The sequence below is a fragment of the Mycoplasmopsis glycophila genome, assembly GCF_900660605.1.
GTDB lineage: Bacteria > Bacillota_I > Bacilli_A > Mycoplasmatales > Metamycoplasmataceae > Mycoplasmopsis > Mycoplasmopsis glycophila.
This window is the reverse complement of sequence record NZ_LR215024.1, coordinates 246,693-259,996: the sequence shown is the minus strand read 5'-3', so window position 1 is coordinate 259,996 and position 13,304 is coordinate 246,693. Positions and strand designations below refer to the sequence as shown.

Below are 13,304 nucleotides of genomic sequence, written 5' to 3'. Positions count from 1 at the left end.
CTATTTTTCCTTTCTTTCATGAAGTAAGTCTTTCTTTTTACTTAAAAGCGAAAGCTCTTCAACTTCTAATTCACGTTTTCCACGTAGCATATGTAAGTTCATTTGTTTATATTTCTTTTCAAGATCATTGATTTTTTGGTTTTGCGCTACTAATTTGTATTTAAGATAAATTAATGATGACTCATTTAATAATGTATAGAAAATATACGTTAAATAACCAACAAGTTCTGCTTCCACAAACTCTTTAACATCAGGATAGATTTTCATCTTTTGAACATCAATTGCTTTTTCAAATTTAAGACTTTTAACATTGAGGTTAAAATTTAAGTTTTTCATAGGAAGAACATCTAAATGATTGTTTTTAATTTTGGAAGAGTTAAGAATAAATTTTAAATCATGAAAACCATATGTTTGATAATAATTTTCAATAAGTGAAGGTAAAATTGTCGACAAAATTTCAACATCGTTTTTTTGTGCACTAAATAAAATATTGTAATTTGCACTTTTTGCAAAACGTATTGCTCTTTCACCTATCGCGATAATTAGGTCCTCTTCTTTAAAAACAGAACTAAGATGTTTTTCTTGCTTAAAGTAAGAGTTTGTAGAATATTTTTCTTCTTCTGTGATATAAACTCAAATTGTTTTGTTAGTATGCTTATTGTTTAATTTTTTTAAAACTGCAAATTGATTGTTTAATAGTTTATTTGAATTTAATAATGGTGAATCAACATTATGATTTTCTAAAATAGATTCAATAACATGTTTGGTTTGAATCGCTCTTTCATAGTAAATGCTAATTTTTTTTGATAACTTTAAAATATCAATCAAAGTAATATTTTTCTTTGATTCAACTATTTTCATTAATTTGGATAAACTAACTAATTTTTCTTTAATTTTTTTAACGTGCATCTTTTAAAAACTCTTCACTAAATAAAACTGTAAGTTTATCTAAATTTTTATCAAAAAGCAAAATAACATTTGGAAAAATCTCAACATGATAACCATTTTCTAATAAATCAAAAAGAATATTGTTAAATTTATTTAAAAAGTCTTGTTCCAATTCATTTTCAACCTTTGAAAAGTTAAAAGTGAGGATTTTAGAGTTAGGTGTTTGGGAAATATTAGGAACCAAATTATTCAAACTAAAACGTAAATCTCTCTCAAAACCAAGAATAAATTTTTGGAACTGTATTTCATTGTTAGCTAGGAAGTTTTCATAACCTTTTTCATAAAATGTTTTTCAGATTGATGATTTTTTAGATAAGTTTGCAACAAGTAACACTTGATTGATAAATGATTCATTTGGGATGAAATGACTTTGTTTTGATTCGTGATAATTTTTAAAGATCTTCTCTTGATATATTTTTTGTTCATTTGACATTGATTTTGTTTTTTTCTTGATAATTGCCATTTAAACCTCCTTAGTTCACATTTCTTTTAGTTTTAATTTTTTTAGATTCTACTTTTTGCATTAAATAAAATAGTTTAAATAAAGCATAAAGTCTAGTTACGACTAAATAGAAAATGAAAACTAAATTAGTAATGAGTAAAATATCAGAAATATGAATTAAAACGAAAATTGATGATAATAAATTATTATTTTTTTCAACCATAAAAGTATCTATAGTTTCAAAAAAGATTGCTATTCCTAAAAAGATAAATAGTGTTGAAAAAAGAATATTGTGAATTTTATTTGTATACTCATTTAGTGCAAATAAATTTTGATAAACAAATAAAACTAAAACGAAAATTGAAAGTAAAAGTAAAATTAGATAATTGTTAAATTTATCAAATTCAATTGCTCTTAATGCTATTGCTAGACCAAAAGGAATTAATAAATTAATAATCAAAATGAAACTATCAATGTTGTAGTATTTAATCTTTTCTTTAAAAATTTTGGTTACTGTGATATAGCTAGATAAAAGTACAACTAAAACAGCAAGAAAAATTGTATAACCAAGATGTGAAATTCTGCTATCAACGATAAAAGTTAATTGTTTAAGGCTTTGTGGTAAGTTTACTAAACCGAAAATTAAAAGCACTAAAATTACAACTAAAGAAAACTTAATAAGATCTTTTGAAAGTAAATTTCTATTATTTAAAGCGGTTCTTTGTAAAAAGTATGGATAAAATGAAAAAACAACAGCACCTAAAATTAGGCTAGTTAAGATAAAATGATAAATGAAACTAAATGGATTTGAAATAGTATTAAGATTTTTATCAATAAGTTCAAAAATATGGTTTTTTGGACTAAATAAAATATAATCGATTGCTGATTCTTTATTTTGAACTTCTATCCCTGAAACAAGAAGGTATAAAAGAAATGCACCAAAAAGTCCTAATATAAGCTTTATTAAAGAAGAAGCAAAAAACGAAATGTTAAGAAGTTTTGTTGCTGGTGAAGTTTTTCTTTTGATATTAAATAAAAGAAATTCAAAGAATGTTTTTAAAGCTAATAAAACAATAATAGGTAATGATTTAATCACTAAAGTTTTTGGATTAGTTGAATGATTAATTGGTCAAGCTCAAAGTAAAATAATTGCAAGAATTCCTATCGCTGTAAATAATAATGAAAAAATGTAATTATAAGTGTTTTTAAGTGTATAACGTCAAACCCGATATGCACTATAGATTGCATAAATAAATGTTCCAATTAAGGTAATAAAATTAAAAATAATAACAAAGTTTCTGCTCTTATAAATAGGATTAGATAAGTTAAATAAATTTTCATAACCTAAAAAAGGTTTTTCACCATCTTGTCCTATATATCTTGAGAAAGTAAATAAAGCAAAAATTAGACCGAGAAATAAAACGATAAGTAAAGTACTTTTATAAACTTTATTAATTAAATTTACTCTAATAAGTTTGTTGCTTCTTTTTTGAATTGTATTAGTCAAAATCAAGACCTCCTTTGTTTTTATCTTCTTCTGTGATTACATGAATTTTAGCGCTGCCATAACTTCATGCACTTGAACCTTGTAACACTCTTTTAACATCTTCACTATCTACATAAATAGTATCTACATTACCAGCATTTTTAATACCAATTAATAATGCTTGGAGTTCAGGAACTCATTTTCCACCGCTCTTAAGATCTTTTAATGTACCTTTAAGGTGAATCTTGCTTGTTGTTGAATCTGCAAAAATAATTTTAGGTTTTTCTGTTGGTCCTCAAGCAGCTAAGATTGTGCTGTATTGAGCTTTACCTAAATCTGCAATATTTAGAGTGAATTTTGAACCGCTTGAAGGCAATTTAATAACTCTAAATTTGTGTTTTCTAAGATTAATTTCTTTAAGTGAAGTGAATTGAGTTTCTGAAAGATCGATTTTAATTGGGTAACCTTGATCACCGAATTGACCATTAAATACTCTTCAATCTTTTTTGGTATCAAGCACTAAATCAAATCCTTTTTTCACATCCTCTCAGGTTGTATCTTTACCTGGACGAATAACGTTAAATTGAATTGGTCCATAATAAACGGATGATGATCCTTGGTTATCTCACCCTTTAGTAGCTATTCAATCATGAGCTACATAAGAAACATTTTGGAACGCGATAGGATCAATTCCTCATCCATAGTTATATCTAGGTAATGATGCATCGCCAATGTTATCATCCGCATTTCTAAGACTTGTAAGAAGTTCAACTTGAGTAAATGTTTTGTTTCTAAGTTCTCCAAGTCCTAGGATTTTTTGAGTATCAAATCCTAATGATAAGTTTTTGATTTGACTTGGAATATCTCTTAAAATATCTGTAATATCTTGATCTGGATTTTTTGTACCAATGTTTTTGATAAATAAACCAGTAATTTCTGGGTGTTTATTTAAAAAGCTAATGATTTCTCTAACAGCATTAGGGTTAGAAGCATCCATAAATGCCATTTTTTGTTTACCTTGTTTAAGCCCTTCGAAGTTATCATCATTTGGTGTATATTCTCAAACAGAAATTCCACTTCCTTCAATTCATTGTCTTCCACTTGAATCATTTTTTCAAGTAGGTGCTTTTCCGTTTGGATAGTATTTTCTATCAGTTACCATTTTTTTGCTTCATCCTGGATAATCACCTTTAGCAAGTTGATCACCATTTCTTCCATATTTTGCATTTGTACCACTGTGAGCAAAACCACGTTTTTTAGCAAGTTCTTTTTGTCTTACATAAGCTGGGTTATCATCATCTGAAGCAAAACCTCATCTTGGGTATGGGTTGGTAAAATCTGTTCCAAACACTAAAATTTGTCCTTTAGCCAAGTATTCATCAGCCTTTTCCAAATATGCATTCATTTGATTTTGGAAACTAATTTTTTGCTGTTCAGCTGTTAAATCTGGATATGGGAATGCGGTAGCTGTTCCTAATTCTTTTAAAGTTGCACCATTAAGAAGTTTAGATAATCTCTCGAAGAACAAATTAGCATCCTCTGTTGAAAGATTAGAAGTATCATAAATAGGTCTTAAATCCTCAGCGTTAAATTTGTAATTTGGATCAGAAGATAATTTAGAGAGAATATTTCTAATGCTTTGCATTTTAGCTCTTTGGCTTTTTAGAAGCTCTCCTGAAATTGCACCTCTTTCAACATTAGGCATTGTAGTGGGTTTTTCGTAACGTTCATTTTCAGGATTAATAAGTGCCCCTCCTTCAGAAATAATCTCTGTAATTTCTGGAGTTTTTTCTTCTTTAGGAACAACCGGAGTAGGCTCGGGTTTTGGTTCTGGCTCAGGAGTTGGAGCTGGCGTAACAGTAGGTTTTTCTTCTACTTTTGGCGGTAAAGTAGAAACTACATAAATAGTGTTTTCGACTCCCCGGTTAATTTTATCTGTTTGGCTAGGTGCTAATTTATAACCATTTGGAATGTGGGCATTTAAATTGATTTGAACATCAACAAATTCAGTAATAGTTTTTTCTAAAACTAATTTTTCAGCACTTTCAGATTTTTCTTTAAAAATTAATTTAGTAGTATCTTTTTGTCTCGGTTCTTCTAAAGGTACAATATTTTCACTGCCCATAATAATTGTGTTAGGATCAAAGTTTTTTGCAATTTCAAGATTATTTGGTTTATAAAGTTTAAGTTTTTCAAGTGTAATCACACTATTATCACCATAAGTGATAAACACTTTACGTGCTCGCTCGATTCCGTTTAGTGCATAAATAATTGTCGTACTATTTTCAATTGGTGTTTTACGGATATAAAAGATGTACTCCTTACCTGCAACAAGATCTGCAACTGGTTGTGGTTGTAATAAGTCTTCTAAAAATTCATATCCATTAGGTAAATAATTGTTTGGATTGACTTTTGCATCATCAATTGTTAAGATATCTTTTTGTACGCAAATAGGAGTTTCGGTGGCTTTATCTAAATATGAAATTGTAGTACGGTATTCTTTATGAATTGGTTCAATTTCAATTCTGTTTAATTCACCAATTGCTATATTAGGCTCGATTGGTTCACCATCTTCATTAGTTTTTAATTTGTAACCTTCAGGGATTAATGATTTATATTTTTCAACTAGTTCTTCAACGCTTTCAAGTTGAAATGAAACAGAATCACCTATTTGTTGATTACCATTATAAAATTCAAAGATTGTAATTGGAACAACCTTGATTGCACGTAGATAAATTTCGTTTGTTTCACCCATTTGCACAACAATCTTATTTCCTTGATAATTTTTATTAAGTTCAGGATCTAATTCGTAGCCATCAGGAATTTTGTCCGTAATATCATATTCAACTTCTTTATCACTAGTAGTTTCAATTTCAAAAGAAACAAGAGTTTTTTTATCACTATTTGGCAAAACTTCGACCAAGTTGATTGTTGTAACTTTAATTTCTTCAAAACCTTGATCTGCTAGCGATTCAGAGCCAGGTTTAATTACGATCAAAACACCATCAATAAGAGTTGGTTCAACTATTTGAGCGTTAATGGCACTTGATTTTTCAACATCACTTTTTTGTCTTGTGAAGTAAATTCCTGATGTAGCTACACCAGTTACAAGAAGCGAAGTTCCTGCTACTAAAATTGATTTTAAGATCTTGTTTTTCTTGGCTTTAATCATTTTGCACCACCTTTTTTTAAACGTGTTAAGAATAAAAAAAGAATTAACCTTTTATTATATCCTCTTAATAAAAAGGAAAGTTCTTTTTACTATATATTAATTATACCTTTTACACTTTTTTTTTTTTTTTTTAGTGAGAAGTTTTCGAAGAAAAAGTTATTTTTTATCTAATAATTTCTATATAATATTACTTTTTTATTTAAAACCTTAAATTCTGTCAAAAAAGACCTTATTTGTGGAAAAGATTTTCTTTTTTGAAAAAAATAGAAAAACTACCGCCTTCGCGATAGCTTAATGATTATTTATTGAGGAATAATTAAAGTTCTTCTACTGAACCACCAACAGCTTCGATAGCTTGTTTAGCAGATTCACTAACTTTGTGTACTCTAACTACTAATTTTTTGCTTAAAGTTCCATTTCCTAAAACTTTGATAGGTAATGTTCTTTTTACTAAACCTTTTTCAAAAAGAGATTCGATTGTAACTTCTTCGTTTGCTTCGTAACGTGTTTCTAATTGGTGTAAGTTAACTACTTGGAATTCGATGTGGTTAACATTTGTGAATCCACGTTTACCAATACGACGGAATCATGGTGTTTGTCCACCCTCAAATCCTAATCTGTGACCTTTACGTTTGTTTTGACCTGATTGACCTTTTCCAGCTTGTTTACCTTTTCCAGCAGCGTGTCCACGACCTTTACGGTGTTTTTCTGGTCTTGAACCTTCTGTGAAAGATAATTCGTTTAATCTAATTCTTGACATATTATTCAAAGTCCTTTACTTTTTTGTCTCTAATATCAGCAATTTGTTCTACTGTTCTAAGCGCTTTAAGAGCTTCAACTGTAGCTTTAACGATATTAGATTTTGAACGTGAACCGTATGTTTTTGTAACGATATCTGTATATCCAGCAAGTTCTACAACTGCACGCACTGTTCCAGAAGCGATAAGCCCTTTCCCTTTTGCGGCTGGTTTAAGCATAACTCTTGACGCTAAGAATTTTGCATTTGTTTCATGTGGAACTGTACCGTTTACTACAGGAACTGTTACTAAGTTGTTTTGAGCATCTTTGATTGCTTTTTTAATTGCATCTGGAACTTCGTTTGCTTTTCCGTGTCCGTATCCAACTTGTCCTTTTTTGTTTCCTACTACAACAAAGGCTGAAAAGCTGAATCTTCTTCCACCTTTAACAACTTTAGTTACACGAGCAATATCAACAACTTTTTCTGAAAATTCTGATTCAACTCTTACACGACGTGGTTTTCTTTGTAATTGTTGACGTGGTCTTCTACCTTCTTGGTCATTGTTTCTTGAATCTGCTTTAACAACTCTTTTAGCTGAAACTTCTTTTGTTCCAGTTGTTTGTTCTAAAGCTTTTTGGTCTTTTGTGTTTTCCATTAGAATTTAACTCCTTTTTCTCTTACACTTTCAGCAAATGCTTTAACACGTCCGTGGTAGATATATCCAGCACGATCGAATACAATCTCTTTAATTCCTAAAGCATTAATTTTATCTCCCATTGCTAAACCAAGGTTTTTAGCAGCTTCAACATTTCCTCCATATGTTCCTGAATTTAATGTTGAAACACTAGCAAGAGTAATTCCTTTTGTATCATCAATTAATTGTGCATAAAAGTTTTGGTGTGATTTAAATACATTTAAACGTGGTTTTGTTGCTGTACCAGAAATGTGTTGACGTAAACGAACGTGTTTAACTTTTCTAGCTTGGTTTCTTGATAATTTTGCCATATTTTATACCTTAATAGCTCTAAATTATTTAGAAGCTGTTTTCCCTTCTTTACGTCTAATTTGTTCACCTTTGTAAGCAATACCTTTTCCTGAGTATACACTAGGTTTTCTAACTGCACGAATAACTGATGCAAAGTGTCCTACACTTTGTTTATCGATACCTGAAACAGAAACTTCTGTTGGTTTTCCAACTGTAACTGTAACATCATTTGGGATTTCTAAAACTACTGGGTGAGAGTAACCGGCAGCAATTTCGATTTCTTTCCCTTTTAATGTAGCTTTATATCCAACCCCTTTGATTTCAAGGTCGATTTTGTAACCTTCACTTACACCTTTGATCATGTTTGAAATGTGTGAGTTTGTGGTTCCATGTAATTGTTTTGTGTGTTTTTCTTCGTTTGCACGAACTGTTTTAACTAAATTATCTTCTACAATAACAGAAATAAGTGGACTAAATTCTCTCTCAAGTGTTCCTAATTTACCTTTAACAATAACTTTTGTTCCATCTACAGTAACTGTTGTTCCTGCAGGGATTGTTAAAATACGATTTCCAACACGAGACATAAATTTACCTATCAAATGTAAGCGATGATTTCACCACCTACATTTTCCTTTCTAGCTTCTTTTCCTGTCATAAGTCCTTTTGATGTAGAGATAATAACTGTTCCATAACCTGAAAGAACTGTAGGGATTTCTTCTGCTTTAACATAAACTCTAAGTCCTGGTTTTGAAACTCTTTTAATTCCGACAATAGCTGCTTGTCCTTTTTTGAATTTTAATGTAACAACAATTTCTTTTTCAGTAACTTTTTCACCTTTAACTTCATATGATGAAATGTACCCTTCGCTTTCAATTAACTTAACAATAGCTTCTTTTTTAGCTGAGTATGGAATTGATACAGTTTTGTGTTTTCTAGCGTTAGCGTTTTTAATTCTAACGATTAAATCTGAAATTGGATCTGTAATAAACATAATTATCAACTCGCTTTCTTCATACCTGGGATTTTACCTTCGTGTGCAAGGTTTCTAAAGCAGATACGACATACTTTATATTTTCTTAAAACTGCATGTGGACGTCCACATAATTCACAACGTGTGTAAGCACGAACTGCAAATTTTGGTTGACGTTTTGCTTTTTCGATTAACGCTTTTCTAGCCATTATTTAGCTCCTTTTTTCTCGAATGGTACACCTAAAAGTTCTAATAAGCTTTTGGCTTCTGCATCTGTTTTTGCTGTTGTTACGATAAGAACGTCTAGTCCTTTAATACGACGAATTTTGTCAAATTCGATTTCTGGGAAAATAATTTCTTCTTTAATTCCTAAAGCATAGTTTCCTCTTCCGTCGAAGGCTTTAGGGTTTGCTCCACGGAAATCACGAATACGTGGCATTGCAACATTAATTAATTTTTCTAAAAATTCTCACATTCTGTCTCTACGAAGTGTCACTTTTCCACCCATAGGCATTCCTTCACGAAGTTTTCATGAAGCGTTTGATTTTTTAGCTTTTGTTTGAAATGGTTTTTGTCCTGAGATTAATGTAAGTTCGTTAAGAACTTCCTCAATAGCTTTTGAGTTTGAAACTTCTTTACCAGCTGTCATATTAAGAACAACTTTTTCAATTCTTGGAACTTCCATAATAGATGAGTAGTTGTATTTTTCTTTTAAAGCAGGGATTACTTTTTCTTTATATGTATTTTTTAACATAATTAAATTTCCTTCTTAGTTTTTCTTACAACTCTCACTTTTTTACCATCTTTGTTTCTTGAAAATCCAAGTTTTGAATATTGTGCTGGAGAGTTTTTGCTTGCACTTTTTACTAAATATGCAACGTTTGAAGCATGAATTGGAGCTTCTTTTTCAGTTATTGAACCATCTTGATTTTGTTGAGTAGGTTTGTTGTGTTTTGTAACGATGTTAATGTCTTTGATAATAACTCTGTTTGTTTTGTGTAATACTTTTTCAATTCTTCCAATTTTTCCTTTTTCTTTACCAGCAATAACGATTACTTCATCATCTTTTTTAAATTTCATAATTTATCTCCTTAAGTTGACTAACTATAATACCTCTGGTGCAAGAGAAACGATTTTTGGATATTTTTCACGGATTTCACGTGCAACTGGCCCAAACACACGTGTTCCACGTGGTGTTCCATCTTCTTTAAGTATTACAACTGCATTATCATCAAAACGAATGTATGATCCATTTCCACGGTGAATTCCGTAACGTGAACGAACTACAACCGCTTTAACAACTTGACCTTCTTTTACCATACCGTTAGGCATAGCTTTTTTTACTGAACATACAACTACATCACCGATTTTAGCGATTTTTTTCTTTGAACCACCTAAGATACGGATAACACCGATTTCTTTAGCACCTGTGTTATCAGCAACGTTTGCTTTTGAAAGTTCTAATAACATAACTATTCAGCTCCTTTAACAGCAGCTTCTTTAATTGAAACTAATCTAAAGTGTTTTGTTCTTGAAAGTGGTCTTGTTTCCATAATAACTACGATATCACCAAGTTGTGCTTCGTGGTTTTCATCATGTACTGCGAAACGTTTTGTTGATTTGAAACGTTTTGAGTAAAGTGGGTGTTTTTTGTATGTATCTACAGCAACAATAATTGTTTTTGCTGTTTTACCAGCTGAAACAACTGTTCCTACTAATGTTTTTCTTGTGTTTCTTTCCATGACTATTTAGCTCCTTGCTTTTCATTTAAAGCTGTTAAAGCTTTAGCAATGTCTTTTCTAATAACTGAAATTTTGTGTGTTTCTTTTAAGTCACCTGTAACATTTTTGTATCTTAAAGTAAATAATTCAGCTTTTAAGTCCTGTACTAATTGAACAAGTTCTTCAACTGATTTGTTTTGTAAGTCTTTGTAAAGCATATTATTTATCTCCTTCTCTTCTAACAATTCTTCATTTTACAGGTAATTTGTGACCAGCAAGACGTAAAGCATCGTATGCTACTTCTTCTGGAACTCCGGCAACTTCAAACATCATTGTGTTTACTTTAACAGCTGTGTATCATAATTCAGGTGCACCCTTACCAGATCCCATACGAACTCCGATAGGTTTAGATGTTTTCGAAAAGTGAGGGAAGATACGAATAATAACTTGTCCTTCACGTCCCATTCTACGTGTAGCTGCAATACGAGCAGATTCGATTTGTCTTGCTGTAACTCAAGCTGATGTAACAGCTTGAAGTCCAAACTCACCAAATGCTACTGTGTTTCCTTTTGTAGCTTTACGTTTGTCATGTTTAACTAAGAATGGTTTTCTGTATTTAGTTCTTTTTGGTTGAAGCATTATTTTTTATCTCCTTCCAAAATTTCACCTAATGATACTCAAACTTTAACTCCGATAGCACCATATGTTGTTCTAGCTGTTGCTGTTGCATAATCAACATTTTGTCTAAGTGTGTGAAGTTTCATTTCTCCTTCAGAATATCCTTCTGTACGAGCCATATCAACACCGTTTAAACGACCACTAACGGCAGTTTTGATTCCTTTTGCTCCAGCACGCATAGCACTTCTAATAGCTATTTTTTGTGCTGAACGGAAGCTTTCACGGTTTTCTAATTTTGTCGCAATCATTTCTGCAAGTAATTTTGCATTTAATTCAGGTTGAGCAAGTTCAACAACTTTTAAGTTAATGTTTGCTTGTCTATTTTTTAAGAATTTTTGTAAGGTTACAGTTAATTCTTGAATGTTTTTACCTTCAGTTCCTAAAAGAGCTGCTGGTTTTGCTGTGTGTAATACTACAGTAATTTTGTTGTGTTGGTTTCTTTTTACTTCAACTTTACCAAGTTCATATTTACGTACTAACTTATCGAAAAATTTGTAAATTTTAGCATCTTCTACTAAATATTTTCCAAAGTTTTCTTTTTCTGCAAATCATTGTGTATTGTGTTTTTTAGTAATTCCATAACGGAATCCATTAGGATTGACTTTTTGACCCATTAGTTTCTCTCCTCTAATACTACTGTTAAGTTAGATGTACGTTTTAAAATTGAATATGCTCTTCCTTGGCTTCTTGGTTGAAATCTTTTTAATGTTGGACCTTCATTTACATAAACTTCTTTAATAAATAATTTAGATGCATCCATCCCGTGGTTGTTTGTTGCATTTGCGATAGCAGAGTTGATTAATTTGATAAGCATAGGAGATGCTTTTTTGTTTGTATTGTGTAAGATTCCAAGCGCAACTTGAACGTCTTTTCCTCTAACTAAGTCAGCAACTCATTTAGATTTTTTAACGCTTGTTCTTTGTAATTTAACATGTGCTTTTGCTTGCATTATTTTTTCTTACCTTTATCAGCACCATGACCTGAGAAAGTTCTTGTTGGTGCGAATTCTCCTAATTTGTGTCCTACCATATCATCTGTTACATACACTTCGATAAATTGTTTACCGTTGTGAACTGCAAATGTCAACCCAACGAAACTTGGGAAAATTGTTGAACGTCTTGATCAAGTTTTAATTGGTTTTTTAGGCGCTTTTCCTTCAACGATTGCATCAACTTTTTTAAGTAAATGATCGTCTGCAAAAGGACCTTTTTTAAGACTACGTGCCATTATTTAGCATCCTTTCTTCTTCTTAAAATAAGTTTATTTGAAGATTTTTTAGTTTTTCTTGTTTTAACACCAAGAGCTTTTTTACCTCATGGAGTAAGAGGAGCTTTACGACCAACTGGTTGTTTACCTTCCCCTCCACCATGTGGGTGATCTACTGGGTTCATTACAGAACCACGTACTGTAGGTCTAATCCCTTTGTGTCTATTAATTCCAGCTTTACCAACATTAACAAGTAAGTATTCTTCGTTTCCTACGATACCAACTGTAGCACGACAACGAGCTAAAATACGACGTGTTTCACCTGATTTTAATCTTAAAACAACGTATTTTCCATCGTCATCTTTACCTAAAATTTGAGCTGAAGTTCCAGCACTACGTGCTATAATTCCTCCACCTCCTGGTTGCATTTCAATATTGTGAACAAATGTTCCTTCAGGGATGTTTGCTAATGGTAATGTGTTACCAACAATAATATCAACATTTGTTCCTGAAATAACTGTTTGACCTAATTGAATACCTTTTGGAGCTAAAATGTATCTTTTTTCTCCGTCTGCATATGCTAATAAACAAATGTTTGCTGATCTGTTTGGATCATATTCAATTGTTTTAACAATGGCAGGAATGTTATCTTTATTACGTTTAAAGTCTACTAATCTGTAGAATCTTTTAACACGTCCCCCGTGATGTCTAACAGTAATCTTACCTTGGTTGTTACGACCTGCGTGGTTTTTTAAGTTTACTAAAAGTGATTTAGTAGGTGCGTGACCAGATAAGTTTTGTTTGTAATCAAGAGAAGACATATTTCTACGACCATTAGTAGTTGGCTTATAGTGTTTAATTGCCATTTTGTCTTTTCTCCTTTTGCTTAAAAATAATTGCGGCGATGTCTTTTAAGCAAGTTTTTATTCCGCATTTTAATAATTCAATATTATTTTG

General features: G+C 31.0%; 20 protein-coding genes. All 20 read right to left on the bottom strand.

Annotated elements, in window-relative coordinates:
• The 20 genes from EXC46_RS01005 to rplB all read right to left on the bottom strand — a co-directional run bounded on the left by EXC46_RS01005 (position 1) and on the right by rplB (position 13,213).
• A complete protein-coding gene (locus EXC46_RS01005) occupies positions 1 to 909 on the bottom strand; it encodes an MSC_0622 family F1-like ATPase gamma subunit (protein WP_027333539.1) in 909 nt (302 codons plus the stop codon).
• The gene (locus EXC46_RS01000; RefSeq protein ID WP_027333540.1) at positions 899 to 1,411 is read right to left on the bottom strand and encodes an MSC_0623 family F1-like ATPase-associated protein; all 513 of its coding nucleotides are present in this window, start codon (positions 1,409 to 1,411) and stop codon (positions 899 to 901) included. The genes EXC46_RS01005 and EXC46_RS01000 overlap by 11 nt, the downstream gene beginning before the upstream one ends.
• 10 nt (positions 1,412 to 1,421) lie before the next feature.
• A complete protein-coding gene (locus EXC46_RS00995; protein ID WP_027333541.1) occupies positions 1,422 to 2,897 on the bottom strand; it encodes an MSC_0624 family F1-like ATPase-associated membrane protein in 1,476 nt (491 codons plus the stop codon).
• On the bottom strand, positions 2,890 to 6,048 hold the full coding sequence (locus EXC46_RS00990; protein ID WP_044888874.1) for a putative immunoglobulin-blocking virulence protein: 3,159 nt from the start codon (positions 6,046 to 6,048) through the stop codon (positions 2,890 to 2,892). The genes EXC46_RS00995 and EXC46_RS00990 overlap by 8 nt, the downstream gene beginning before the upstream one ends.
• Before the next feature lie 316 nt (positions 6,049 to 6,364).
• The gene (gene rplO / locus EXC46_RS00985) at positions 6,365 to 6,808 is read right to left on the bottom strand and encodes a 50S ribosomal protein L15 (RefSeq protein WP_084262942.1); all 444 of its coding nucleotides are present in this window, start codon (positions 6,806 to 6,808) and stop codon (positions 6,365 to 6,367) included.
• A 1-nt stretch (position 6,809) separates the two neighbouring features.
• Entirely contained in the window at positions 6,810 to 7,442 is a 633-nt protein-coding gene (gene rpsE / locus EXC46_RS00980) for a 30S ribosomal protein S5 (protein ID WP_027333543.1), read from the bottom strand.
• On the bottom strand, positions 7,442 to 7,792 hold the full coding sequence (gene rplR, locus EXC46_RS00975) for a 50S ribosomal protein L18 (RefSeq protein WP_027333544.1): 351 nt from the start codon (positions 7,790 to 7,792) through the stop codon (positions 7,442 to 7,444). The genes rpsE and rplR overlap by 1 nt, the downstream gene beginning before the upstream one ends.
• A gap of 24 nt (positions 7,793 to 7,816) precedes the next feature.
• Entirely contained in the window at positions 7,817 to 8,356 is a 540-nt protein-coding gene (gene rplF / locus EXC46_RS00970) for a 50S ribosomal protein L6 (protein ID WP_027333545.1), read from the bottom strand.
• A gap of 8 nt (positions 8,357 to 8,364) precedes the next feature.
• The gene (gene rpsH / locus EXC46_RS00965) at positions 8,365 to 8,763 is read right to left on the bottom strand and encodes a 30S ribosomal protein S8 (protein WP_027333546.1); all 399 of its coding nucleotides are present in this window, start codon (positions 8,761 to 8,763) and stop codon (positions 8,365 to 8,367) included.
• Between the two features lie 2 nt (positions 8,764 to 8,765).
• Entirely contained in the window at positions 8,766 to 8,951 is a 186-nt protein-coding gene (locus tag EXC46_RS00960) for a type Z 30S ribosomal protein S14 (protein ID WP_027333547.1), read from the bottom strand.
• Positions 8,951 to 9,496: a 50S ribosomal protein L5 gene (gene rplE, locus EXC46_RS00955; protein WP_044888875.1), complete on the bottom strand. Its 546-nt coding sequence runs from the start codon at positions 9,494 to 9,496 to the stop codon at positions 8,951 to 8,953. Before rplE ends, EXC46_RS00960 begins: the two co-directional genes overlap by 1 nt.
• 2 nt (positions 9,497 to 9,498) lie before the next feature.
• The gene (rplX, locus tag EXC46_RS00950; protein ID WP_027333549.1) at positions 9,499 to 9,822 is read right to left on the bottom strand and encodes a 50S ribosomal protein L24; all 324 of its coding nucleotides are present in this window, start codon (positions 9,820 to 9,822) and stop codon (positions 9,499 to 9,501) included.
• Between the two features lie 24 nt (positions 9,823 to 9,846).
• Positions 9,847 to 10,212 carry a 50S ribosomal protein L14 gene (rplN, locus tag EXC46_RS00945; RefSeq protein ID WP_027333550.1) on the bottom strand — a complete coding sequence of 122 codons (366 nt, stop codon included), beginning with the start codon at positions 10,210 to 10,212 and terminating at the stop codon, positions 9,847 to 9,849.
• A 2-nt stretch (positions 10,213 to 10,214) separates the two neighbouring features.
• Positions 10,215 to 10,484, bottom strand: coding sequence for a 30S ribosomal protein S17 (gene rpsQ / locus EXC46_RS00940; RefSeq protein ID WP_027333551.1), 270 nt, complete (start codon positions 10,482 to 10,484; stop codon positions 10,215 to 10,217).
• 2 nt (positions 10,485 to 10,486) lie between these two features.
• On the bottom strand, positions 10,487 to 10,681 hold the full coding sequence (gene rpmC, locus EXC46_RS00935; protein ID WP_027333552.1) for a 50S ribosomal protein L29: 195 nt from the start codon (positions 10,679 to 10,681) through the stop codon (positions 10,487 to 10,489).
• 1 nt (position 10,682) lies between these two features.
• Positions 10,683 to 11,102: a 50S ribosomal protein L16 gene (gene rplP, locus EXC46_RS00930; RefSeq protein WP_027333553.1), complete on the bottom strand. Its 420-nt coding sequence runs from the start codon at positions 11,100 to 11,102 to the stop codon at positions 10,683 to 10,685.
• Positions 11,102 to 11,755, bottom strand: a complete 654-nt coding sequence (gene rpsC / locus EXC46_RS00925; RefSeq protein ID WP_027333554.1) for a 30S ribosomal protein S3 — start codon at positions 11,753 to 11,755, stop codon at positions 11,102 to 11,104. Before rpsC ends, rplP begins: the two co-directional genes overlap by 1 nt.
• Positions 11,755 to 12,090, bottom strand: a complete 336-nt coding sequence (rplV, locus tag EXC46_RS00920; protein WP_027333555.1) for a 50S ribosomal protein L22 — start codon at positions 12,088 to 12,090, stop codon at positions 11,755 to 11,757. Before rplV ends, rpsC begins: the two co-directional genes overlap by 1 nt.
• On the bottom strand, positions 12,090 to 12,368 hold the full coding sequence (gene rpsS, locus EXC46_RS00915; RefSeq protein WP_027333556.1) for a 30S ribosomal protein S19: 279 nt from the start codon (positions 12,366 to 12,368) through the stop codon (positions 12,090 to 12,092). The genes rplV and rpsS overlap by 1 nt, the downstream gene beginning before the upstream one ends.
• Positions 12,368 to 13,213 carry a 50S ribosomal protein L2 gene (gene rplB / locus EXC46_RS00910; RefSeq protein ID WP_027333557.1) on the bottom strand — a complete coding sequence of 282 codons (846 nt, stop codon included), beginning with the start codon at positions 13,211 to 13,213 and terminating at the stop codon, positions 12,368 to 12,370. Before rplB ends, rpsS begins: the two co-directional genes overlap by 1 nt.
• Between the last annotated feature and the right edge of the window lie 91 nt (positions 13,214 to 13,304).